The 20,732-nt window shown below is 70.6% G+C and carries 20 protein-coding genes; 14 read left to right on the top strand and 6 right to left on the bottom strand.

The annotated features are described in order from the left end of the window. Window positions 1-52: 52 nt before the first annotated feature. From glmS to QK288_RS01050, 6 genes are all read left to right on the top strand, one after another. The gene (gene glmS / locus QK288_RS01075; protein ID WP_281265984.1) at window positions 53-1,900 is read left to right on the top strand and encodes a glutamine--fructose-6-phosphate transaminase (isomerizing); all 1,848 of its coding nucleotides are present in this window, start codon (window positions 53-55) and stop codon (window positions 1,898-1,900) included. A 7-nt stretch (window positions 1,901-1,907) separates the two neighbouring features. Then, window positions 1,908-2,282 carry a holo-ACP synthase gene (locus tag QK288_RS01070; RefSeq protein WP_281265983.1) on the top strand — a complete coding sequence of 125 codons (375 nt, stop codon included), beginning with the start codon at window positions 1,908-1,910 and terminating at the stop codon, window positions 2,280-2,282. Window positions 2,283-2,340: 58 nt separating this feature from the next. After that, window positions 2,341-3,444, top strand: coding sequence for an alanine racemase (alr, locus tag QK288_RS01065; RefSeq protein ID WP_281265982.1), 1,104 nt, complete (start codon window positions 2,341-2,343; stop codon window positions 3,442-3,444). Beyond that, window positions 3,441-4,604, top strand: coding sequence for an alanine racemase (gene alr, locus QK288_RS01060; RefSeq protein WP_281265981.1), 1,164 nt, complete (start codon window positions 3,441-3,443; stop codon window positions 4,602-4,604). Before alr (QK288_RS01065) ends, alr (QK288_RS01060) begins: the two co-directional genes overlap by 4 nt. 38 nt (window positions 4,605-4,642) lie before the next feature. Further along, window positions 4,643-5,095: a tRNA (adenosine(37)-N6)-threonylcarbamoyltransferase complex ATPase subunit type 1 TsaE gene (gene tsaE / locus QK288_RS01055; protein ID WP_281267640.1), complete on the top strand. Its 453-nt coding sequence runs from the start codon at window positions 4,643-4,645 to the stop codon at window positions 5,093-5,095. Window positions 5,096-5,171: 76 nt separating this feature from the next. Continuing rightward, window positions 5,172-5,858, top strand: coding sequence for an SGNH/GDSL hydrolase family protein (locus QK288_RS01050; RefSeq protein ID WP_281265980.1), 687 nt, complete (start codon window positions 5,172-5,174; stop codon window positions 5,856-5,858). Window positions 5,859-5,862: 4 nt separating this feature from the next. On the opposite strand, the gene QK288_RS01045 is transcribed toward QK288_RS01050, so the two are convergent. Beyond that, on the bottom strand, window positions 5,863-6,615 hold the full coding sequence (locus QK288_RS01045; protein WP_281265979.1) for a glycoside hydrolase family 16 protein: 753 nt from the start codon (window positions 6,613-6,615) through the stop codon (window positions 5,863-5,865). A gap of 293 nt (window positions 6,616-6,908) precedes the next feature. Between QK288_RS01045 and QK288_RS01040 the strand changes: the two genes are divergently transcribed. The 5 genes from QK288_RS01040 to QK288_RS01020 all read left to right on the top strand — a co-directional run bounded on the left by QK288_RS01040 (window position 6,909) and on the right by QK288_RS01020 (window position 11,437). After that, window positions 6,909-8,306 (top strand): hypothetical protein, encoded by a 1,398-nt coding sequence (locus tag QK288_RS01040; protein ID WP_281265978.1) that lies wholly within the window; start codon window positions 6,909-6,911, stop codon window positions 8,304-8,306. Window positions 8,307-8,400: 94 nt separating this feature from the next. Continuing rightward, the gene (gene tsaB, locus QK288_RS01035) at window positions 8,401-9,009 is read left to right on the top strand and encodes a tRNA (adenosine(37)-N6)-threonylcarbamoyltransferase complex dimerization subunit type 1 TsaB (RefSeq protein ID WP_281265977.1); all 609 of its coding nucleotides are present in this window, start codon (window positions 8,401-8,403) and stop codon (window positions 9,007-9,009) included. After that, entirely contained in the window at window positions 9,006-9,545 is a 540-nt protein-coding gene (gene rimI, locus QK288_RS01030; protein WP_281265976.1) for a ribosomal protein S18-alanine N-acetyltransferase, read from the top strand. Before tsaB ends, rimI begins: the two co-directional genes overlap by 4 nt. Continuing rightward, complete coding sequence (gene tsaD / locus QK288_RS01025) at window positions 9,538-10,587, top strand: tRNA (adenosine(37)-N6)-threonylcarbamoyltransferase complex transferase subunit TsaD (protein ID WP_281265975.1); 1,050 nt, start codon at window positions 9,538-9,540, stop codon at window positions 10,585-10,587. Before rimI ends, tsaD begins: the two co-directional genes overlap by 8 nt. A gap of 67 nt (window positions 10,588-10,654) precedes the next feature. Next, a complete protein-coding gene (locus QK288_RS01020) occupies window positions 10,655-11,437 on the top strand; it encodes a DUF4190 domain-containing protein (protein ID WP_281265974.1) in 783 nt (260 codons plus the stop codon). Between the two features lie 112 nt (window positions 11,438-11,549). On the opposite strand, the gene QK288_RS01015 is transcribed toward QK288_RS01020, so the two are convergent. Continuing rightward, window positions 11,550-12,743: an SAM-dependent methyltransferase gene (locus tag QK288_RS01015; RefSeq protein WP_281265973.1), complete on the bottom strand. Its 1,194-nt coding sequence runs from the start codon at window positions 12,741-12,743 to the stop codon at window positions 11,550-11,552. 147 nt (window positions 12,744-12,890) lie between these two features. Between QK288_RS01015 and groES the strand changes: the two genes are divergently transcribed. Both groES and rarD read left to right on the top strand, forming a co-directional pair. Next, window positions 12,891-13,187 carry a co-chaperone GroES gene (gene groES / locus QK288_RS01010; protein WP_056121496.1) on the top strand — a complete coding sequence of 99 codons (297 nt, stop codon included), beginning with the start codon at window positions 12,891-12,893 and terminating at the stop codon, window positions 13,185-13,187. Between the two features lie 115 nt (window positions 13,188-13,302). Further along, window positions 13,303-14,244 (top strand): EamA family transporter RarD, encoded by a 942-nt coding sequence (gene rarD / locus QK288_RS01005; protein ID WP_281265972.1) that lies wholly within the window; start codon window positions 13,303-13,305, stop codon window positions 14,242-14,244. 158 nt (window positions 14,245-14,402) lie between these two features. Here the strand turns inward: rarD and QK288_RS01000 are convergent, their stop codons facing one another. The 4 genes from QK288_RS01000 to guaB all read right to left on the bottom strand — a co-directional run bounded on the left by QK288_RS01000 (window position 14,403) and on the right by guaB (window position 19,027). After that, window positions 14,403-15,731: an ABC transporter substrate-binding protein gene (locus tag QK288_RS01000; protein ID WP_281265971.1), complete on the bottom strand. Its 1,329-nt coding sequence runs from the start codon at window positions 15,729-15,731 to the stop codon at window positions 14,403-14,405. A 309-nt stretch (window positions 15,732-16,040) separates the two neighbouring features. Then, a complete protein-coding gene (locus tag QK288_RS00995; protein ID WP_281265970.1) occupies window positions 16,041-16,421 on the bottom strand; it encodes a VOC family protein in 381 nt (126 codons plus the stop codon). A 33-nt stretch (window positions 16,422-16,454) separates the two neighbouring features. Then, window positions 16,455-17,321: a hypothetical protein gene (locus QK288_RS00990; protein WP_281265969.1), complete on the bottom strand. Its 867-nt coding sequence runs from the start codon at window positions 17,319-17,321 to the stop codon at window positions 16,455-16,457. Between the two features lie 203 nt (window positions 17,322-17,524). Beyond that, on the bottom strand, window positions 17,525-19,027 hold the full coding sequence (gene guaB / locus QK288_RS00985) for an IMP dehydrogenase (RefSeq protein ID WP_281265968.1): 1,503 nt from the start codon (window positions 19,025-19,027) through the stop codon (window positions 17,525-17,527). Between the two features lie 255 nt (window positions 19,028-19,282). On the opposite strand from guaB, the gene QK288_RS00980 reads away from it, so the two are divergent. Then, entirely contained in the window at window positions 19,283-20,722 is a 1,440-nt protein-coding gene (locus QK288_RS00980) for a branched-chain amino acid ABC transporter permease (RefSeq protein WP_348639032.1), read from the top strand. The last annotated feature ends 10 nt before the right edge of the window (window positions 20,723-20,732 follow it).

The following is a 20,732-nucleotide window of genomic DNA, read 5'->3' as shown; positions in this document are numbered from 1 at the left end:
CGATCCGCGGCCTCGCAGGGAGCGGGCTGAGCCGCATCGTAGGATCGGTCCCATGTGTGGAATCGTGGGCTACGTCGGCACCAACAGCAGCACGGACGTGCTCCTCGGTGGACTCCGTCGGCTCGAGTACCGCGGGTACGACTCGGCCGGCATCGCGGTCATCGACCCGGCAGGCGACCTGTCCTCGGCGAAGAAGGCCGGCAAGCTGCAGGCCCTCGTCGACGAGCTCGACGAGCACCCCATCGCCGACGGCGGGACGGGCATCGGGCACACCCGCTGGGCGACCCACGGCGGCCCCACGGACGAGAACGCGCACCCGCACCTCGCCGACGGCGGCAAGCTCGCGCTCATCCACAACGGCATCATCGAGAACTTCTCCGCGCTCCGCGACGAACTCGCGGCCGAGGGCGTCGAGTTCCTCAGCGAGACCGACTCCGAGGTCGCGGCGCACCTCGTCGCGAAGGCCTTCCGCGAGACCGGCGACCTGACGAGCGCCATGCAGCAGACCGTGCAGCGGCTCGAGGGCGCCTTCACGCTCCTCGTCGTGCACGCCGACCAGCCCGGTGTCGTCGTCGGCGCCCGCCGGAACTCGCCCCTGGTGGTCGGGCTCGGCGACGGCGAGAACTTCATGGGCTCCGACGTCGCCGCGTTCGTCGCGTACACGCAGCGCGCGCTGTCGATCGGGCAGGACGAGATCGCCACGATCCGCCCCGACGGCGTCGACGTCGTCCACTTCGACGGCACTCCTGCCGACCGCAACGAGTTCGAGGTGAACTGGGACGCGTCGGCCGCGGACAAGGGCGGCTGGTCGTCCTTCATGGCGAAGGAGATCAGCGAGGAGCCGGAGGCGGTCGCCAAGACCATCCTCGGCCGTGTGCACGACGGCGCCGTCACGCTCACCGACCTCGACCCGATCGCGGAACGCCTGCAGCAGGTCGACCGCGTCATCGTCATCGCCTGCGGCACCGCCGCGTACGCCGGGATCCTCGGCAAGTACGCCATCGAGCAGTGGGCCCGCATCCCGGTGGAGGTCGAGCTCGCGCACGAGTTCCGCTACCGCGACCCGGTGCTGAACGACCGCACGCTCGTCGTCTCGATCAGCCAGTCCGGCGAGACGATGGACACGCTCATGGCCGTGAAGTACGCGCGAGAGCAGGGCGCGCAGGTCCTCTCGATCTGCAACACCCAGGGCGCCACGATCCCGCGCGAGTCCGACGCCGTGATCTACACGCACGCCGGTCCGGAGGTCGCCGTCGCGTCGACGAAGGCGTTCCTCGCGCAGGGCGTCGCGCTGTACCTGCTCGGGCTGCACCTCGCGACGCTCCGCGGCACGCTGACGACCGAGCAGATCGCCGAGCAGGTCGCGGAACTCGAGTCCCTCGCGCCGAAGCTGCAGCAGACCATCGAGGACGCCTCCGGGGTCGCCGAGCTCGCGAAGTGGATGGCCGACACCCGCAGCGTGCTGTTCCTGGGTCGCCACGTCGGGTACCCGATCGCCCTCGAAGGCGCGCTCAAGCTCAAGGAACTCGCCTACATCCACGCCGAGGGCTTCGCCGCCGGTGAGCTGAAGCACGGTCCGATCGCCCTCATCGAACCCGGCCAGATCGTCTTCGTCATCGTGCCGTCGCCCCGTGACGCCCGCTCGCTGCACCCGAAGGTGGTGTCGAACATCCAGGAGATCCGCGCGCGCGGCGCCCGGGTGATCGCGATCGCCGAAGAGGGCGACGCCGCGGTGCTGCCGTTCGCCGACGAGGTCCTCCGCATCCCGCTCGCGACCCCGCTGTTCGAGCCGCTGCTCGCGGTCGCGCCGCTGCACATGTTCGGCATGGAACTCGCCGCGGCCAAGGGCCTCGACGTCGACCAGCCGCGCAACCTCGCGAAGTCGGTCACCGTCGAGTAGTCGGACGGTGATCATCGGGATCGGGGTCGACGTCGTCGACCTCTCGCGGTTCGGGCAGGTGCTGGAACGCACGCCCGCGATGCGCACGCGCCTGTTCACGTCGCGGGAGCTGCTCCGGGACGGCGAACCACGCCCGATCGCCTCGCTCGCGGCGCGGTTCGCCGCGAAGGAGGCCCTGATCAAGGCGTTCGGCTCGAGCGCAGGACTGAGTTGGCAGGACCTCGAGGTCGTCTCCGACGACCAGCGGAACCCGTCGCTGACGCTGCACCAGCAGGCGCGGCAGGTGGCCGATGCGCGTGGGGTCACGAGCGTGCACCTGTCGCTGTCCCATGATGGAGGGATCGCCACGGCGTTCGTGGTGTTGGAGGGGACTGTTCAGTGAGTGCGTTCACCGTCGACCGCCCGTTGATGGCGCAGCCGCTGATCGCGGGGTGGCTGCGATGAGTGCGTTCACCGGGATCACGGTCGACCGGGAGGCACTGATCGCCAACTACGCGACGGTCGCCGAACAGGTGGCCCCGTCCGGCGTCATCGCGGTCGTCAAGGCGAACGCCTACGGGCACGGCGCGGCTGACGCCGCCCGGGCGTTCGTGGACGCCGGCGCGGAGTGGCTCGGCGTCGCCGACATCGACGAGGGCATCGCGCTCCGGCAGGCCGGCATCGACGAGGGCGTCCGGATCCTCGCCTGGTTGCACGCGCCGGACGAGGACTTCCGCCGCGCCGCCCAGTACGGCATCACCCCCGCGGTGTCGAGCGTGTCCCAGCTCGCTGCGGCGGCCGACTCCGAGGTGCCCGCGGTGCACATCTGCGTCGACACCGGGCTCAGCCGGAACGGCGCCGTCGAGTCCGAGTGGCCCGAGCTCTTCGAGACCGCGGGGCGACTCGCACGGAACGGCGCGAGGACCCGGGTCGAGGGGCTGATGTCCCACCTGTCGAACGCCTCCCGTACCGACGACCTCGACCAGGACGCCGCCCTGCAGCGCGCGCTCGACGGCCTCGGCGCGGTCGGCATCGTGCCGCCGATGGTGCACCTCGCCGCGAGCGCCGCGAGCCTGGCCGTGCCCGAGACCCGTCGTGACCTCGCCCGTGTCGGGATCGCGCTCTACGGCCTGAGCCCGTTCGCCGACCGCACCTCGGCCGACCTCGGGCTCCGACCCGCGATGCGCCTGACCGCGTCGGTGCTGCGCACGGTCGTCGTGCCGGCCGGCGACGGTGTCAGCTACGGCTACACCTGGCGCGCCGAGTCGGACACCCGCCTCGCGGTGATCGGCCTCGGCTACGCCGACGGCTTCGACCGCGCCTTCGGCAACCACGTCGTGGTCCGCATCGGCAACAGGACGTTCCCCGTGGTCGGCCGCGTCGCGATGAACGCCATGCACATCGACATCGGGGACGCCGACGTCGCCGTGGGGGACGAGGTCGTGCTCTGGGGCGACCCGGCGAACGGCGATCCCGCTGTGGAGGACTGGGCGGCGGCCGTCGGCACCATCAACTACGAGGTGGTCGCCCGGCTCGGCCGGAGCATCGAACGGAGGACGACGTGAGCGCACCCCTGCGCCAGGCGGAGATCGACCTCGACGCCTACCGCGCCAACCTCGACCTGGTCCGCGAGTGGATGGACCCCGTCGAGGTCATGGCGATCATGAAGGCCGACGCGTACGGGCACGGCCTCGAACCGATCGCGCTCGCCGCCGTCGACGCCGGCATCCGCTGGATCGGTGTCCTCACCGTCCCGGCCGCGCTCCGGCTCCGGTCGATCGGCGTCGGCGAGGACGTCCACCTCTTCACCTGGCAGCACGACCCGGCGCTCGACTTCCGCGACGCGATCGACTCCGCCGTGGACCTCGGCGTCTCGAACGTCCCCGAGCTGCAGCGCGTCGTGGACGCCGTCGACCAGCGTCCGGCCCGCGTGCACCTCGGACTCGACACGGGGCTCCACCGCGACGGTTCGTCCGTCGACGACTGGCCCGCCCTGGTCGAGGCCGCACGGGACGCCCAGCGCGCCGGGCGCATCGAGGTCGTCGCCGCGTACACGCACCTGGCCGAGTCATCCGAGGACGACGACAGCGCCGCCGTCGGGCTCTTCGAGGACGCGGTCGAACGCGCCGAGGACCTCGGGCTCGACATCCCGATCGAGCACGTCGCCGCATCGCTCGCCGGACTCGAGCGCAAGGAGTTCCGCAAGGACATGGTCCGGATGGGGGCGAACCTGTTCGGCATCCCCGGGGCCGACGGCGTCTCGGCGGCGGACCTCGGGCTCGAGCCCGTGATGACGCTCACCGCGTCGGTCGCGAAGACCAAGCGCGTGCCGGTCGACACCGGTGTGTCCTACGACTACACGTACCGCACGACGACGGAGACGACCCTCGCGCTGGTGCCGGTCGGCTACGCGGACGGTGTGCCGCGGCTGGCGCAGGGGCGCCTCGAGGTGACGATCGCCGGCAAGCGGTACCCGATCGCCGGTCGGGTCGCGATGGACCAGTTCCTCGTCGACGTCGGGGACGACGACGTCCGGACCGGGGACACCGTGGTGCTCTTCGGCACGGGCGAGCGCGACGAGTCGACCGTGCTCGAGTGGGGTGCGGCGCTCGGCACCATCGGCGAGGAGATCGTCTGCCGCATCGGCTCCCGCGTGCCGCGCGTCTACTCCGGGCACTCCGTCGAGGGGCGCGTGGGCGAGTACCTGCGGGGCGAGCCGGCGTGACCGTCCTGCTCGACACCATCGTCGCGGGGACCGACGACATGGGCGCACTCGGCGCCCGGATCGCCGCGGTCCTGCGCGCCGGCGACCTCGTCGTGCTGACCGGGCCGCTCGGCGCCGGCAAGACGACGCTCACCCGCGGACTCGGTGCGGCGCTCGGCGCGCGGGGCCAGGTGTCGAGTCCGACCTTCGTCCTCGCACGGACGCACCCCACGACGGCCGGCCCCGACCTGGTGCACGTCGATGCCTACCGGCTCTCGGACCCCCTCGAGCTCGACGACCTCGACCTCGACTGGGACGGTGCGATCGTCGTCGTCGAGTGGGGACGTGGGTTCGTCGACGGCATCAGCGACAGCGTGCTCGACGTCGAGATCGTCCGCGCGACCGGTGCTGCGACGCTCGATCCTGACCTCGACCCCGACGACGTCCCCGACGAGCCCCGCCGTGTCGTCGTCACGGCCACCGGTCCACGCTGGGCGGGCGTCACGCTCTGATCAGCGACCTGATGAAGGTCCTGCGTGTTCCGGTGCCGGGCGATCGCGATCCGATGACGGTGGCTACCGTGGACGCATGCAGATGCGCCGGGTCCTCGTCGTCGCCGCCGGGGTCGCGGTCGTCGTGGTCGCGCTCGGGGCGGCGCACTCGATCCGTTCAGAGGCCTCCGGTTCCGGCACCGCATCGCCGACCGCATCAGCGCAGCGCGTCGCCACCATCGGCGACTCGATCATGGCCGGGTACGGCCTGGACAGCGAGGACCTGGCGTGGCCCGCGGTGCTCGCCGCGAAGGAGCACTTCGCCCTCACGAACGTCGCGTGCAGCGGAGCCGGCTTCATCAACGACGGCGACGCCTGCAACACCCACTACGACGGACTCGTGTCCCAGGCGGTCGCCGCGAAGCCGACGCTCGTCATCGTGCAGTCGTCGGACAACGACATGGGCGAGAACGCCGCGGACATCCAGCGGGCGACCTCCGAGACGATCGAGGACATCCACTCGGCGCTCCCGCACGCCGAGATCGTCGGACTGAGCACCCTGTGGGACCAGCCGGGGAGCATCCCGGACGAGGTCTCGGTGAGCTCCGACGCGCTCGAGGCCGCGGTGACCGCCGTGCACGGCCAGTACGTCGACATCGGGCAGCCGATCGCGGGCGGGCACGGTCTGCTGCAGTCGGACAGCGAACACCCGACGGTCGCCGGGCAGCGGGTCCTGGCCGCGGCGATCGGGAAGGACCTGCGGAAGGCCGGCGTCGAACTCTGACCCGTCAGGGCTTGTAGTCGTACGTCGTGACCCAGTCGATGTTGAGGTGCCCGGTCGCGCCCCAGTTGCCGGTCTGGAACATGTACCGGTGCGCGGTCTTCGGGACGTCCTTGGTGACGGTCTGGACGACACGGTTGTCGACGAAGTAGGTGACGGACTTGTTCGGGATCCACTCGATCGAGTAGGTGTGCCAGTCGCGCCAGGACACCCGGGCGGATGCACTGGTGGCGTTGAACTCCGCCCCGGCCGTCATCGAGTGCTGGTAGGAGACCGGTGCGGCCTCGAAGTTGCCTTCCGGGTAGTCGATCTCGCCCTCCGACCAGACGTTCGACGTCGGCCAGAGCATGAACGCCGCGCCGTTGCCGGTCGCGCCGCTCGCCTTGGCGCGGACGGTGAACTTCCCGCCGATGTGCGACCACGCCCCGGTCGGTGTCCCGAACGTCCCCGCGGCCCCGTGCTTCCCGTCGAGGGTGACGTCCATGATCCCGCCGTGCGCGCTGATCTGCGTGCCGGACCAGTACTTGCCGTCGCCCATCCCGTCCGGGTACGGCTGCCACGACTTCGCGTAGGTCTTCGCGAACTGTCCCCTGGCGGAGGCCTTCGTGCTGAAGCTCTCGCGGAAGGTCTGCTTGAACTTGCCGATGTTCCCGATGGGTACCTCGGCGTGTGCGATCGAGTCGCTGCCGATCGGCACCGCGACGAGTCCAGCGGTGAGGACGACGGCCGCGAGCACGGCTCTGATGGTGCGTTGCTGCATGCGCTGGCGCTCCCTGTGGATGCGGGCCGACCCGGACGGCCCGCATCGACCCCTGTCGGCCGCCGGAGTCGATCCGACAGCGTCGCGTTGTCCCCAGAGCGAGGGGTCGTCCTTGCGGGACTCTCAGTCTCGACACCGTCTTCCCAGCTTCGCGCCCTGCTCATGACGCATCCCGGGGCCAGCCTGAACCCATGACACCAGGGGAGGCGTCGGTTCCACGACGCAAGCGGTTCTCGTTCTTCAGGCTCATGGGCGGCGTCGCCGTCGGAGCACTGGTCATGGCAGGGGTTGCCGTGACCACCACCACATCGGCCTCGGCGGCGTCGGGTGGCAGCGGCGCGCTGTCGTACGCGGCGATCGAGGGGTTCTGGATCGACGCCGGCGGCACGGCGGCATCGGCGAAGACCGCAGCGGCCATCGCGATCGCCGAGAGCGGCGGCAACCCGGGGGCGATCCAGCAGGGGGTCGGCTACTGCGGTGCCGGCAGCGACCGTGCCGGATGGGGGCTCTGGCAGATCACCTGCGGGGACTCCGTGCCGCAGTACGGCCAGGACTTCCAGATGCTCGACCCGTGGAACAACGCCGAGGCCGCGTTCGCGAAGTACGTCGCCGCGGGGGAGAGCTTCTCGCCCTGGACCACCTACACGAACGAGTCGTACACGGCGTACGTGCAGTCCGTGGCGCCGGCGTTCATCGCCGATCCCGGCCAGTGGACGCCTCGGGGTGCCGCTCCGGCAGGGACGCACAACTCGTCGCAGCCCGGCGTGACGTCAGGGCCCGGCATCCCGAACGCGCCGACGCCGTCCGCGTCCTACGTCACCGCGGCGCACGTGAAGTCGACGGGGCTGTGGAGCGTCACCGCGAGCAAGGCCGCGACGTCGTTCCCGGTCGGAGTGGCCTCCGGTACCAGCCCGGCGATCGCGGCCCAGGGGAGCGGGTACGTCATCGCGTTCCAGGCGACCGGCGGTGACCTCTGGTCGATCACGTCGGGCGGTGCGGCGACGCACTTCCCGGTCGGCATGAAGGCCGGGACCAGCCCGTCGATCATCGCGACCTCCGGCGGCGGGTACGTCATCGCCGTGCAGACGAACTCCGGCGACCTGTGGACGATCACGAACACGAAGGCGGCGACCGCCTTCGACGTCGGGATGGCCGCTGGGACGAGCCCGTCCATCGTGGCCACGTCCGGCGGGTACACGGTCGCGGTGCAGACCAACACGGGCAAGCTCTGGACCGTCACGAACACGAAGGCCGCCACGGCGTTCGACGTCGGGATGGCCGCTGGGACGAGCCCGTCCATCGCAGCGACGTCCGGTGGCTACACCGTGGCCGTGCAGACGAACACGCACGTGCTGTGGACGATCACGAACACGAAGGCCGCCACGGCGTTCCACATCGGGATGGAAGGCGGCACGAGCCCGGCGATCCTCGCGACCTCGGGCGGGTACGTCGTCGCGGCGGAGGCGAACAACGGCGACCTGTGGAGCGTCACGAACACGAACGCCGCGACGCACTTCTCCATCGGCATGGCGACGGACTCGAGCCCGTCCATCGCGGCGGTGGGAAGCGGGTACGTCATCGCGGTCCAGACGAACTCGAGTGACCTCTGGACGGTGACGAACACGAACGCTGCAACGGCGTTCGGCGTCGGCCTCGCAGCGGGGACGAGCCCGGCGATCCTGCCGCGCTGACCCGGACGGTCCCGAGCGGGGCTGCCCGACGCGACGCCCGTCGTGTCGAGCAGCCCCGCTCTCGTTCCCCGGGCCGGACGCCTACGATGGACGGGTGCTGCTCGCCATCGACACGTCCGCCGGAACGAGCGTCGCCGTCGTCGATCCGGAGACACGACAGGTGCTCGCCGAGCGTTCGACGGAGGACACCCGTCGGCACGCCGAGGTCATCGGCCCCTTCCTGCAGGGGGTGCTCGACGACGCGGGGATCACCGCCGCCGACGTCACGGGCGTCGTCGCGGGGATGGGGCCAGGTCCGTTCACCGGTCTGCGTGTCGGCATCGCGGCCGCACGGACGTTCGCCGCGGCACGCGGCGTCCCGTTCCTGCCGCTCGTCAGCCACGACGCCGTCGCCGCCGAGCACGACGGCCCGCTGGTCGTCCTGACGGACGCCCGCCGACGCGAGGTCTACTGGAGCGTCCACGACCAGACCGGCGCGCGCACTGCAGGTCCCGGACTCGCCAAGCCGGCGGACCTGGACGACGTGCTGGGAGCCTCCAGTCGGTTCCGGCGGGTCACCGCCGTCACGATCCCGGCCGGGAGGCTCGGCTCGCTCGCCGCGGACCGGCTCGCCTCCGGCGGTTCCTTCGCCGAGGACGCGCCCCTCTACCTCCGTGACCCCGACGTCACCATGCCGGGTGCGCCCAAGCGGGTGAAGCAGTGAGTGAGTCCGGCGGGCGCCTGCCCGACGGGCTGCGCCTGCGGCGCGCCCACCCGCAGGACCTCGACGACGTGATGTGGCTCGAGCACGCCTCGTTCCCGACGGACGCGTGGTCGGCGTCGCAGATGTCCGGCGAGCTGTACTCGCCGCACGGGTACTACGTCGTCGTCGAGACCACCGACGACGGCGCTCCGACGGTCGTCGGGTACGCGGGACTGTCGTCGCTCGCGGGCAACCCGGTCGCCGACGTGCAGACCATCGCCGTGTCGGCCGAGCACCGCGGCAGGGGCATCGGCCGGGCACTCTTCACCGAACTCCTCGACGAGGCTCGTCGTCGCGCGGTGGAGGAGGTCTTCCTCGAGGTCCGCGCCGACAACCCCGTCGCGCAGGCGATGTACACCGCGTTCGGGTTCGAGCACATCGCCACCCGCCCGCGGTACTACCAGCCGGACGGCGTCGACGCGTGGGTGATGCGGGCGACGCTCGCGCCCACGAGGCAGGGGCCCGGCCCGATCGGACAGGAGACGCTCGATGCGTGAACCGCTGGTGCTCGGCATCGAGACGAGCTGTGACGAGACGGGCGTGGGAATCGTCCGGGGCAGCACCCTGCTCGCCAACGTCATCGCGTCGAGCATGGAGGAGCACGCGCGCTACGGCGGCGTCGTGCCCGAGGTCGCCGCTCGCGCGCACCTCGAGGCGATGACCCCGACGCTGGAGCAGGCGCTGTCGCAGGCTGGTGTCACGCTCGACGAGCTCGACGCCGTCGCGGTCACCGCGGGGCCGGGGCTCGCCGGCGCGCTCATGGTCGGGGTCGGTGCGGCGAAGGCGCTCGCCGTGGCCACCGGCAAGCCGCTCTACGGCGTGAACCACCTGGTCGGGCACGTCGGGGCGGACGTCCTGCGCGCCGACGGCAGCGCGATCGAGCTGCCGACCGTGGCGCTCCTGGTGTCCGGTGGGCACACGTCGCTGCTGCTCGTGCGCGACCTCGTCGGTGACGTCGAGCTCCTCGGTGAGACCATCGACGACGCCGCGGGAGAGGCGTTCGACAAGGTCGCGAGGCTCCTCGGCCTGCCGTACCCGGGCGGGCCGCAGATCGACCGGGCGGCGGCGGACGGCGACCCGAAGGCGATCCGGTTCCCGCGGGGGCTGACCCTGCCGAAGGACATGGCAGCGCACCGGTACGACTTCTCGTTCTCGGGGCTGAAGACCGCCGTCGCGCGGTGGGTCGAGCGCTGCCGTGACGAGGGGCGCGAGGTCCCCGTGGCCGACGTCGCCGCCTCGTTCCGCGAGGCCGTCGTCGACGTGCTCGTCTCCAAGGCCCTCAACGCCTGCCGTGACACCGGGGTGGACCGGCTGTTGCTCGGCGGCGGCGTCGTGGCGAACGCGCGCCTCCGCGCGGTCGCGATCGACCGCTGCGCCGCAGCCGGGGTCGAGCTCCGCATCCCCCCGCTCGACCTCTGCACCGACAACGGGGCGATGATCGCGGCCATCGGTGCGCGACTCGTCGCGGAGGGGCACGCGCCGAGCGACCTCGGCATCGCCGCGGACTCGACGCTGCCGGTGACGACCGTCCAGGTCTGAGCCCGACCCCCGCGCTTGTGGGAGGATCGGGAGCGACGGCCGCACGGGTCGTCGGGAGGGGTGCAACGTGTCCGATCAGAACCAGTGGCCGAAGCCGGGCGAACAGCAGCCGGACGGGCAGCAGCCGGCGTCGCAGGACCCGACCGCATCGGCACCGGCCCCCGGGTCGGCGGCGGAGCCGAACGGGTGCGGCCAGGACACGCAGCAGCCGAACCCGTACGCACCGCAGGACCCGGCACAGCAGCCGAACCCGTACGCACCGCAGCAGCCGCAGTACGGTGCGCCGGAGCAGCCGCAGTACGGTGCTCCGCAGCAGAACCCGTACGCCGCTCCCCAGCAGCCGCAGTACGGCGCTCCGCAGCAGCAGAACCCGTACGCTGCCCCGCAGCAGCCGCAGTACGGCGCCCCGCAGAACCCCTACGCCGCGTCGGCTCCTGGTTCGGCGCCGTACGCCGGGCAGGGTGCTCCCGGTTCCGCGCCCTACGCGAACCCCTACGCCCCCGCCGGCGCGTACTCCAACGCCGGGTACCAGCCCTACGCGCAGCGCCCGAAGACGAGCATCCTCGCGATCCTGTCGATCGTGTTCGGTCTCGGCGCGATCCCGTTCTTCTTCATCGCGATCCTCCTCGGCCCCGCCGGTGCGATCCTCGGACACGTGGCGCTCGGCAAGATCAAGCAGAACGGCGAGCAGGGCCGCGGCCTCGCACTGACCGGCATCATCGCCGGGTGGGTGATGACCGGCGTGTGGATCCTCTGGATCGTGGTCGTCGTCTTCGCGATCGGGCACTCCGGCGGCGGGTACTACGACGACAACTACGACTACGGCTCGACCGGCGCGTTCATCAGCTGAGGCGGGGACGCATCCCACTCCACCATCCGCCAAAGCGACAGTTTCCGCCAGGGACCCGGGCGGAAACTGTCGCTTTCGAGGGACAGAGTGGCACAGGTCGGGTGCGCCCGCCCTACGTGAGGCGCTCGCAGAGGATCGCCGTGTGGCGGCCCTCGAGCCGGGTGAGCACCAGGGTCACCCGGCCGGACCCGCCGCGCAGTCGCAGTCGCTTCCGGAACTGGGCGGGGTCGACGTCCACGCCGCGCTTCTTGATCTCCACCGTGCCGATCCCGTCCGCGGCGAGCCGTGCCGCGAGCTGCTTGACGTCGAGGGGCATCGTGTCCAGCACCCGGAAGCCCTGCGCGAACGGCGTGGTCACCGCACGTGAGGACGTCACGTACGCGATCCCGTCGGACAGCATGTGCCCGTCGATCGACCGCGCCAGGTCACCGATCAGCCGCGCCCGGATGACGGCCCCGTCCGGCTCGTAGAGGTACTCGCCGATCGGCCCGACCGGCTCGTCCTCGGAGTCGTCCGCTCCGGTCAGCTCCGCGATGCCGTGCGGCCCGATGACGGTGGCCGCGCGCCGGATGCCAGGGCGTGCGAGCGGCCCGAACCAGAGTGCGAGCTCGACGACCTCGCGGTCGACGGACGTCCACTGCGCTTCCGCGGTGTCCGGGACGAGGTCGCGGTCGATCCCGGGGCCGAGCTTCACCCCGGTCGGCGTGGTCGTCGCCGCCGCGAACACGGTGTCCAGCGACGGCGACCAGTCGTCGGGGTCGGCGAGGCGTCGCGTGTTCGCGTGGCCGGCCGTCCGTCGTGCGGGGTCCATCCAGACGCCGTCGACGCGCGACAGGTCGAACGAGGCCGCGTCCCCGAGCTCCACGCGGGCGTCGGACCACGGCGAGAGGTTGTACGTGGCGACCGCCGCCGTGACCTCGTCGCGGTCGACCGCCGTCACGTCGAGGTCGAGCGCCGCCATCGCCATCGCGTCCCCGCCGATGCCGCAGCCGAGGTCCGCCACCCGACGGAGCCCCGCCGCGGCGAAGCGTCCGGCGTGCTGGGCAGCGACGGACAGCCGGGTGGCCTGCTCGAGCCCGGCTTCGGTGAAGAGCATCCGCGACGCGAAGTCGCCGAACTTCCCCCTGGCCTTCTGCCGGAGCTTCGCCTGGGTCAGCACGGCGGCGACGAGCCCGGGATCGTGCCCCTCCGCCCGCAGCCGGGAGACGACGCGGACGATCTCACCGTCGTCGGAGACGCTCGGCGTACGGTCGAGCAGCGCCATCCCGTCCGGGGTCAACAGCTGGGCGAGATCGGCGGCGTCCATGAGACGATCCTGTCATCAACGGATGCGCTGGCACTCGGATTGACCGAGTGCCAGCGGCCCCCTACAGTTGGACCTGGCACTCTCGTGTGCGTAGTGCCAACCGGTTTTCATCTGTACCGAGTCAGTACCGAGAAAGAAGAGGTCACCGTGGCCGTCACCATCAAGCCGCTCGAAGATCGCATCGTCATCCGTCAGGTCGAGGCGGAGCAGACCACTGCTTCCGGTCTCGTCATCCCGGACACCGCGAAGGAGAAGCCGCAGGAGGGCGAGGTCGTGGCCGTGGGTCCGGGTCGCATCGACGACAACGGCAACCGCGTCCCGCTCGACGTCGCCGTCGGCGACAAGGTCATCTACTCGAAGTACGGCGGCACCGAGGTCAAGTACTCGGGCGAGGACCTCCTGGTCCTCTCGGCTCGCGACGTCCTCGCGGTCATCGAGCACTGAACCCCGCTCCACGAACGAACGCCCCGTCAGCTCCCGGCTGACGGGGCGTTCGCCGTTCCGGCCTGGAGGCCCGGGGCACGTCCGTCGTGTCGGCGCACGTCCGTACCATTGGTCCGTGACCGAGCGCGTGGCCAGGAGCGAAGCATCCGTCGGGGTCGTGCAGGCGATCGTCGCCTACGGGCTCTGGGGACTCATGCCGCTGCTCTTCGCGGCGATGGCCCCAGCCGGCGCCTTCGAGATCGTGGCCTGGCGGGTCGTCTTCGGCCTGGGGTTCTGCGTGATCGCGATCGCCGTCACCCGGTCGTGGCTCCGGACGCGGTCCCTGCTCGTCCAGCGTCGGGTGATGGGCGTCATGGCGATCGCCGCGGTGCTCATCGTCGTGAACTGGACCGTGTACGTCATCGCGACGACGACGGGCCACACGGTCGAGGCCGCGCTCGGCTACTTCATCAACCCGCTCGTGACGATCGCGCTCGGCGTCGTGCTGCTCCGGGAACGCCTCCGTCCGGCGCAGTGGACCGCGGTCGGCATCAGCGTCGTGGCCGTCGTCGTCATCGCCGTCGGGTACGGCCAGATGCCGTGGATCTCGCTCGCGCTGGCGTTCTCCTTCGGGCTGTACGGCCTGGTGAAGAAGCGCGTCGGCGGCACCGTGGACGCGCTCTCCGGCCTGACGATCGAGACGATGTGGCTCACACCGCTCGCGGTCGGCGCGTTGGTCGTGCTCGGCGTCACCGGGATCGGCGGCGGCATCACGTTCGGCAGCGAGGGCTGGGTGCACGCGCTGATCATGATCGGGGCGGGCCCGGCGACGGCGGTGCCGCTGCTGCTCTTCGCGTCGTCGGCCAGGCGGCTGTCGCTCTCGACGCTCGGGCTGACGCAGTACCTGACGCCCGTGATGCAGCTCGTCGTGGGCGTGACGATCCAGCACGAGGCGATGAGCACCTCGCGGTGGATCGGCTTCGGGATCGTGTGGTGCGCCCTCGTGATCCTGTCCGTGGACTCGTTCACCGCCGCGCGCCGCGCCCGACGTACCGTCCTGCCGGCCGCACCCGCCTGACGGACGCGCCCCGAGCCTCCCGTCCGGCTGCCGACCCTGTCCTGTCGTGCCGCGTGCCGCGTGCCGCGTGCCGCGTGCCGCGTGCCGTCGTTCCGTGAAAGCGACAGTCCCCGGCAGGAACCCTGCCGGGGACTGTCGCTTTCGCGGGTGCGGTGCGGTTACTTCGCGACCGAGCCCTGGATCGCGCTCTGGTACTGCGGCTTGTTGTCACCGTCGAACTTGTAGATGCCGATGTAGGCGGTCGACGGGTCGTTGTTCTTGTCGAACGGGCCGATGCCGGACGGGCCCGTGTAGTGGATGTCCTTGCCGTCGTCGAGGAGTGCCTTGCAGTCCTTGAACGTCGAGCACTCGGTGCCGCCGTCCGCGCCGGAGACCGCAGCCATGTTGGCCTGGATCGTGCCGGAGTCGGTGCCCTTGCCCTTCACCGCTGCGAGGGCGGCGAGGGTGGTGGCGTCGTAGGACTCGGCTGCGTACGAGTAGTCGGTGAGGTCCTTGCCCGACGACGTCTTGTAGTAGTCGACGAGGCGCTGCTTCAGCTCGTCCTTCGGCGAAGCACCGGGGATCGTGCCCTGCGCTCCCTCGAGCGTGCCCGGGTCGAAGTCCTTCGAGTAGTCCGCCGTGTTGCCGTCCGACATGTAGATCTTCGCCATGTCGGCGTTCTGCGACTTCAGCTCGGGGATGATCGACTTCGTCTCGTCGAACGCGAGGACGACGATCGCGTCGGGCTTGGTCGCGAGTGCGGCCGTCACCTCGGACGAGAACGTGGTCTGTCCGGGCGGGAACTCCTGGCCCTTGCCCTTGCCGCCGTAGACGACCTGGCCACCAGAGGCCTCGACGGCCTTCTGGACCGAGTTGCGGAGGCCCGTGCCGTACGTGTCGTTGAAGACCAGGAACGCGACCTTGGCGTTGCCGTCGCCCGTGATGAGCTGGCCGAGCGCCGAACCCTGCACCGAGTCCGGCGGAGCTGTCCGGTAGTAGTACGACGAGTAGCCCGAGAGGTCGGTCGCCGTGTTGGCCGGCGAGATCTCCACGATGCAGTTGCTCGTGAGCTGGTCGATCACGTTGAGCGTCACCGAGGACGACTCGGCGCCGATCGCGACCGGGACCTTCGCGTTGACGAGCTTCGTCGCAGCGGAGCTCGAGACGGTCATGTCGGTGCTGTCACCCGAGTCCGTCTGCGGCTCGATCGTGACGTCCTTGTCGAGCACGCCGCCGGCGGAGTTGATGTCCTCGACCGCGAGGCCGACACCGGACTCGGCGGGCGGGTTGAGGTACGCCAGCGAGCCGGTGAGCGGCAGGATCGTGCCGATCTTCAGCGCGTCGGTGCCTGGTGACGACGGTGCCTTGCAGCTCGACGCCGGGTCCTTCTTCGCAGCCGAAGCAGACGACGACGGGTCGGCGCTGCCGGCCGTGGAGCACGCCGCGAGCAGCACCGCTGCCGCTCCCGCCAGTGCCAGCGCCGTGGTGACGCGGGTGGTTCTGATCATCCGTGGAACCCTTTCTCGGCACGGAGGCTGAGCCGCATCGGGTCGAGTGCGACGCCTCCGTGTGGGGATGCGAGCAAAAGTAGGGTCCGGGTGTTTCGCCCGTGTGACGGGGCGGTACGCAAACTGTTTCGTTACCGAGCCGTGACAGAAGCTGAGCGTCTCCACGGGTTCGCGGCGGCTGCTGCTCCTGTTGTTGTTGCTGCTGCTGCGAGACGCCGCCAATGTTCCGAGACGCCGCCATTGTTCCGAGACGCCGCGCAATTCGGCGGCGCTTCGGGCAGATGGAGGTGTTTCGGGCGGGCGGAGGTGTCAGTCGAGCTCGGACTGGGAGCGGAGGACACAGAACTCGTTCCCCTCGGGGTCGGCGAGCGTCACCCACCCGCCGCTCGGCGTGCGGCGGTCGGCGAGCTGGACGGCGCCGATGCCGATCAGCCGTTCGACCTCCGCGTCCCGGGTGCGGTCGGTCGGGCGGAGGTCGAAGTGGATCCGGTTCTTCACGGACTTCGCCTCGGGGACCTGGATGAACAGCACGTGGTGGGAGCCGTCGGGGGAGAGGACCATGCACTCCTCGTGGCCCGGCTCGTTCGGGTCGTCGGCGACGTCGATGTAGCCGAGCACCTGCCGCCACCACTCGGAGAGCGTGTACGCGTCACGGCAGTCGATGGAGGTGTGCGAGACGGCGCTGACCATGACCGGAGCGTACCGGCTCGCGTCGTCGACGCCTCAGTGACGCATGACGCCCGCTCGCGGTACCGGCAATCCGGCGGCGAGCACGACACGGGCCAGAGCCGCCTGGGAGCGTGCTTCGCGCATCGTCCACCGTGCGAACCCGTGCACCTGGGGCAGGCGACGGAGCGCGTCTTCTCGGAGCTTCTCGCGCCAGACCACCTCGTGGTCGTCGTACTTCACGCGACCGTCGAACTCGCCGACCACCCCGTGCTCGGGCCACCAGAAGTCCACGCGGAACCGTCCGGCATCGGTGGTGAACTCCTGCTGGAGCACCGGTGTGGGTACCCGGAGGCTCCGCAGCGTCACACGGCTGATCGATTCGCCGGGTGAGTCGCTCCCGGGATCGGCGAACGCGAGGGCATCCCGGGCCTGCCGGATCCCGCGCAGTCCGTCGAGCGGGTCGAGCGCGCGTCCGAGGTCGTCGCGGGAACAGTCTCCCCGGCGGAGGACGTGGTCGAACACCACGACGGCCTGCGTCGAGGTGCCGGTCCGAGCGAGGTCGACGGCGGTCTGGACGACGGTCGTCACGGGCACCCCGTCGATGCTCGTCGCGGTGAGGTCGCCGCGTGCGTCGATGTGTCGGACGACACCGCGACCACTGTGCGTCCGCTTCGCGCCCGGGGCGATCACGTGCAGCCGGACGTCGGGCGGGTCGACGTCGGGCATTCCCCACAGCGCGGCGGCGGAGCGGTGGGACACGATCCCCGGCGCGGTGAGTGCGGCGTACCGAGCGCGCACGAGGAGCCGTCGTCGCTCCAGGTGGTCGAGTCCGTCCCACTCCCGACGCTCGATCGCGGCGCCGTGGAACAGCCGGACGGGGTCGCTGAGCGACGACGGGAGTCGGATGATCGGCACGTCCATCCCCTCAGCGTCCGGGATCCGCGCCCCGCGCATCCAGCCGCCGACGCCGTCAGTGGACCGTGCGCCCCTGGGGACCCGTGTGGAGGACTCCGGCACGCCTGCCGGCGCACCCTCGGAAACGCGAGACGCCCCCGTCCGCCTGAGACGCCGCCGGATTCGGCGGCGTGTCGAGGGAACGGGGGCGTCTCGAGCGCCGGAGCGCGTCAGCTGCGGTAGTTCGGCGCCTCGACGACCATCTGGACGTCGTGCGGGTGCGACTCCTTGAGCCCGGCCGGCGTGATGCGGACGAACTTGCCGCGAGCCTTGAGCTCGGGGACCGTGCGGCCGCCGACGTAGAACATCGACTGCCGGAGCCCGCCGACGAGCTGGTACACGACGTTCGCGACCGAGCCGCGGTACGGCACCTGGCCCTCGATCCCTTCCGGCACGAGCTTGTCGTCGGAGGGGACGTCGGCCTGGAAGTACCGGTCCTTCGAGTACGAAGTCTTCTTGCCGCGGGTCTGCAGCGCGCCGAGGGAGCCCATCCCGCGGTACGCCTTGAACTGCTTGCCGCCGACGAACACCAGGTCGCCGGGGGACTCGTCGGTGCCGGCGAGGAGCGAGCCGAGCATCACGGTGTCGGCGCCCGCCACGAGGGCCTTCGCGATGTCGCCCGAGTACTGCAGCCCGCCGTCGGCGATGACCGGCACGCCGGCTTCGCGTGCGGCGAGGGACGCCTCGTACACCGCGGTGACCTGCGGCACACCGACGCCGGCGACGACGCGGGTGGTGCAGATCGAGCCGGGGCCGACACCGACCTTGACGGCATCCACACCGGCGTCGATGAGCGCCTGCGCTCCTTCACGCGTGGCTGCCTGGCCGCCGATGACGTCCACACCGTCGAACGCGGGGTCGGCCTTCAGACGACGGACCATGTCGAGCACGCCGGCGCTGTGGCCGTTGGCGGTGTCGACGACGAGCACGTCCACGCCCGCTTCGAGCAGGGCGGTCGCGCGCTCCCAGGCGTCACCGAAGAAGCCGATCGCCGCACCGACGCGCAGCCGTCCGGCGTCGTCCTTCGTGGCGTCCGGGTACTTCTCGCTCTTGTCGAAGTCCTTGACGGTGATGAGCCCGCGGAGCTTGCCGTCGGCGTCGACGAGCGGGAGCTTCTCGATCTTGTGCTGGGCGAAGATCGCGACGGCGTCGTCCGGGTCGATGCCGACCTGCGCGGTGATGAGCGGTGCCTTGGTCATGACGTCGCGCACGAGTGTGGTCTGCTGCTCGAACGGTGCCACGAACCGCATGTCACGGTTGGTGATGATCCCGACGAGGGTGCCGTCGCCCTCCACCACGGGGAGGCCGGAGACGCGGAACTGTCCACAGAGCGCATCGACCTCGGCGACGGTGGCGTCCGGGTTGGTGGTCACCGGGTTGGTGATCATGCCCGACTCGGAGCGCTTGACCTTGTCGACCGCAGCGGCCTGGTCGGCGATCGACATGTTGCGGTGCAGGATGCCGATGCCGCCCTGGCGCGCCATGGCGATCGCCATGCGTGCCTCGGTGACGGTGTCCATCGCCGCGGAGAGCAGCGGGACGTTGACCGTGATCCGCTTGGTGAGCCGGGACGCGGTCGACGCCTCGCTCGGGATGACGTCGGTGTACCCCGGCAGGAGCATGACGTCGTCGTACGTGAGTCCGATGAATCCGAACGGATCCGGCTGGTCCATGGGTCCCCTTCGTGGGCGAGTGAAGTGGTTTCAGACACCGGGAACGCAGCTGTGGGTTCCGGATAGACCATGCTAACGCGCGCGACGGACCGCGCATTCCGGATGGGCACGGGCCTGGAGGCTCGGTGCGGGCCCGCCTCGGAGCTCCCTGCACAGCATCACAGTTCTGGCACGAATTCCACAGGGAACGAGATGGAAACACGGGTGACACAAAATCCCCATAGGTTCCTCGGCATCCGAACGAGAGGCTCTTCCGTGGGATCCATCACTCCTGCGGGATCTGCGCTGCTGCGCCGATTCCGCCCCGGTGCGCCAGGTCGTCGCCGACTGGTGCTCGTCGTCGTGCTCGTCGCGGCCTTCCTGGCGACCTTCTTCGTCGACTGGGCCGTGACCCTCCCTGCTCAGGGAGCCACGACCGCGGCCACGGCGAGCGCGACTCCCAGCGCATCCGCCAGCACCGCGCCCTCGAGCACCCAGCCCTGCACCGTCAGCCCGACCAACGGCTGCATCCAGGGCACCATCCTCGACTCCGAGCGGAAGCCGGCCGAGGGCGTTGACGTCGACGTGGCCGGCCCGAGCGGCTTCACCGCGACGTCGACGACGACCGACGCCGGCCGCTGGTCCGTCAGCGTCCCGGCCGCCGGGCAGTACTCGGTGACCGTCGACCAGGACACGCTGCCGAAGGGACAGTTCCTGACGAACGCGGCCGACGCGAAGCGCACCGTGCAGGCGAACCTCAACGCCAACGCCGGGCAGATCTTCCAGCTGTCCGACCAGCAGGGTGCGACGACGAGCGATGCCTCGACGAGCGTCACACCGGCGCGGGCCTGGCAGCAGTTCGTCTCCGGCATCCGGCTCGGGCTGCTCCTCGCGCTCGCGTCGATCGGTCTCTCGCTGATCTACGGCACGACGGGCCTCTCGAGCTTCTCGCACGGTGAGCAGGTGACCCTCGGTGGGCTCCTCGCCTACGTGTTCGCGAACCAGCTCGGCATGAACGTCTGGGTCGCAGGCGTCATCGTCGTGGCCCTCTGCGCGGCGACGGGGTACTTCCAGGACATGATCATCTGGAAACCGTTGCGCCGCCGACGGATCAGCCTGACGCAGCTGATGATCGTCACGATCGGTCTGTCGATCGCGGCGCAGTACGCGTTCCAGTACTTCTTCGGGGCCTCGACGGTCCGCATCCAGCAGAGCAACCCCGCGACGGTGACGTTCGCCGGCGTGACGCTGACGGTGCAGTCCTACGTGGCGATGGGCATCGCGCTCGTCGTGCTCGTCGCGACCGGGTTGTTCCTCGCGAAGACGCGGTTCGGCCGTGCCACCCGAGCGGTGTCCGACAACCCGGCGCTCGCGTCGGCGTCCGGCATCGACGTCGACCGGGTCATCCGGTTCGTGTGGACGCTCGCCGCCGGGCTCGCCGGACTGTCCGGCGTGATGCTCGGCCTCGTGCTCAACGGCGTGAACTGGCAGACCGGCCTGCAGCTGCTCCTGCTCATGTTCGCCGCGGTGACCCTCGGTGGTCTCGGGACGGCCTACGGCGCGCTCGTCGGGTCGATGATCATCGGCGTCGTCGTCGAGCTCACGAACCTGGTGCTGCCCGGTGACTTCAAGTACGCCACGGCACTCGTCATCCTCATCCTCATCCTGCTGTTCCGGCCGCAGGGCATCTTCGGTCGCGCCGAGCGGATCGGTTAAGGGAGCGCCG

Source organism: Curtobacterium sp. 9128 (assembly GCF_900086645.1).
In the GTDB taxonomy this organism is placed as follows: domain Bacteria; phylum Actinomycetota; class Actinomycetes; order Actinomycetales; family Microbacteriaceae; genus Curtobacterium.
This window is presented reverse-complemented; position numbering and strand designations above follow the sequence as displayed.

Bases quoted from the DNA above. Each gene is read 5' to 3' on its own strand.
- glmS (WP_281265984.1), top strand. From the start codon at position 53: ATGTGTGGAATCGTGGGCTACGTCGGCACCAACAGCAGCACGGACGTG.
- alr (WP_281265982.1), top strand. From the start codon at position 2,341: ATGAGTGCGTTCACCGGGATCACGGTCGACCGGGAGGCACTGATCGCC.
- tsaE (WP_281267640.1), top strand. From the start codon at position 4,643: ATGGGCGCACTCGGCGCCCGGATCGCCGCGGTCCTGCGCGCCGGCGAC.
- QK288_RS01050 (WP_281265980.1), top strand. From the start codon at position 5,172: ATGCAGATGCGCCGGGTCCTCGTCGTCGCCGCCGGGGTCGCGGTCGTC.
- QK288_RS01045 (WP_281265979.1), bottom strand. From the start codon at position 6,615: ATGCAGCAACGCACCATCAGAGCCGTGCTCGCGGCCGTCGTCCTCACC.
- tsaD (WP_281265975.1), top strand. From the start codon at position 9,538: ATGCGTGAACCGCTGGTGCTCGGCATCGAGACGAGCTGTGACGAGACG.
- QK288_RS01015 (WP_281265973.1), bottom strand. From the start codon at position 12,743: ATGGACGCCGCCGATCTCGCCCAGCTGTTGACCCCGGACGGGATGGCG.
- QK288_RS01000 (WP_281265971.1), bottom strand. From the start codon at position 15,731: ATGATCAGAACCACCCGCGTCACCACGGCGCTGGCACTGGCGGGAGCG.
- QK288_RS00995 (WP_281265970.1), bottom strand. From the start codon at position 16,421: ATGGTCAGCGCCGTCTCGCACACCTCCATCGACTGCCGTGACGCGTAC.
- QK288_RS00990 (WP_281265969.1), bottom strand. From the start codon at position 17,321: ATGGACGTGCCGATCATCCGACTCCCGTCGTCGCTCAGCGACCCCGTC.
- guaB (WP_281265968.1), bottom strand. From the start codon at position 19,027: ATGGACCAGCCGGATCCGTTCGGATTCATCGGACTCACGTACGACGAC.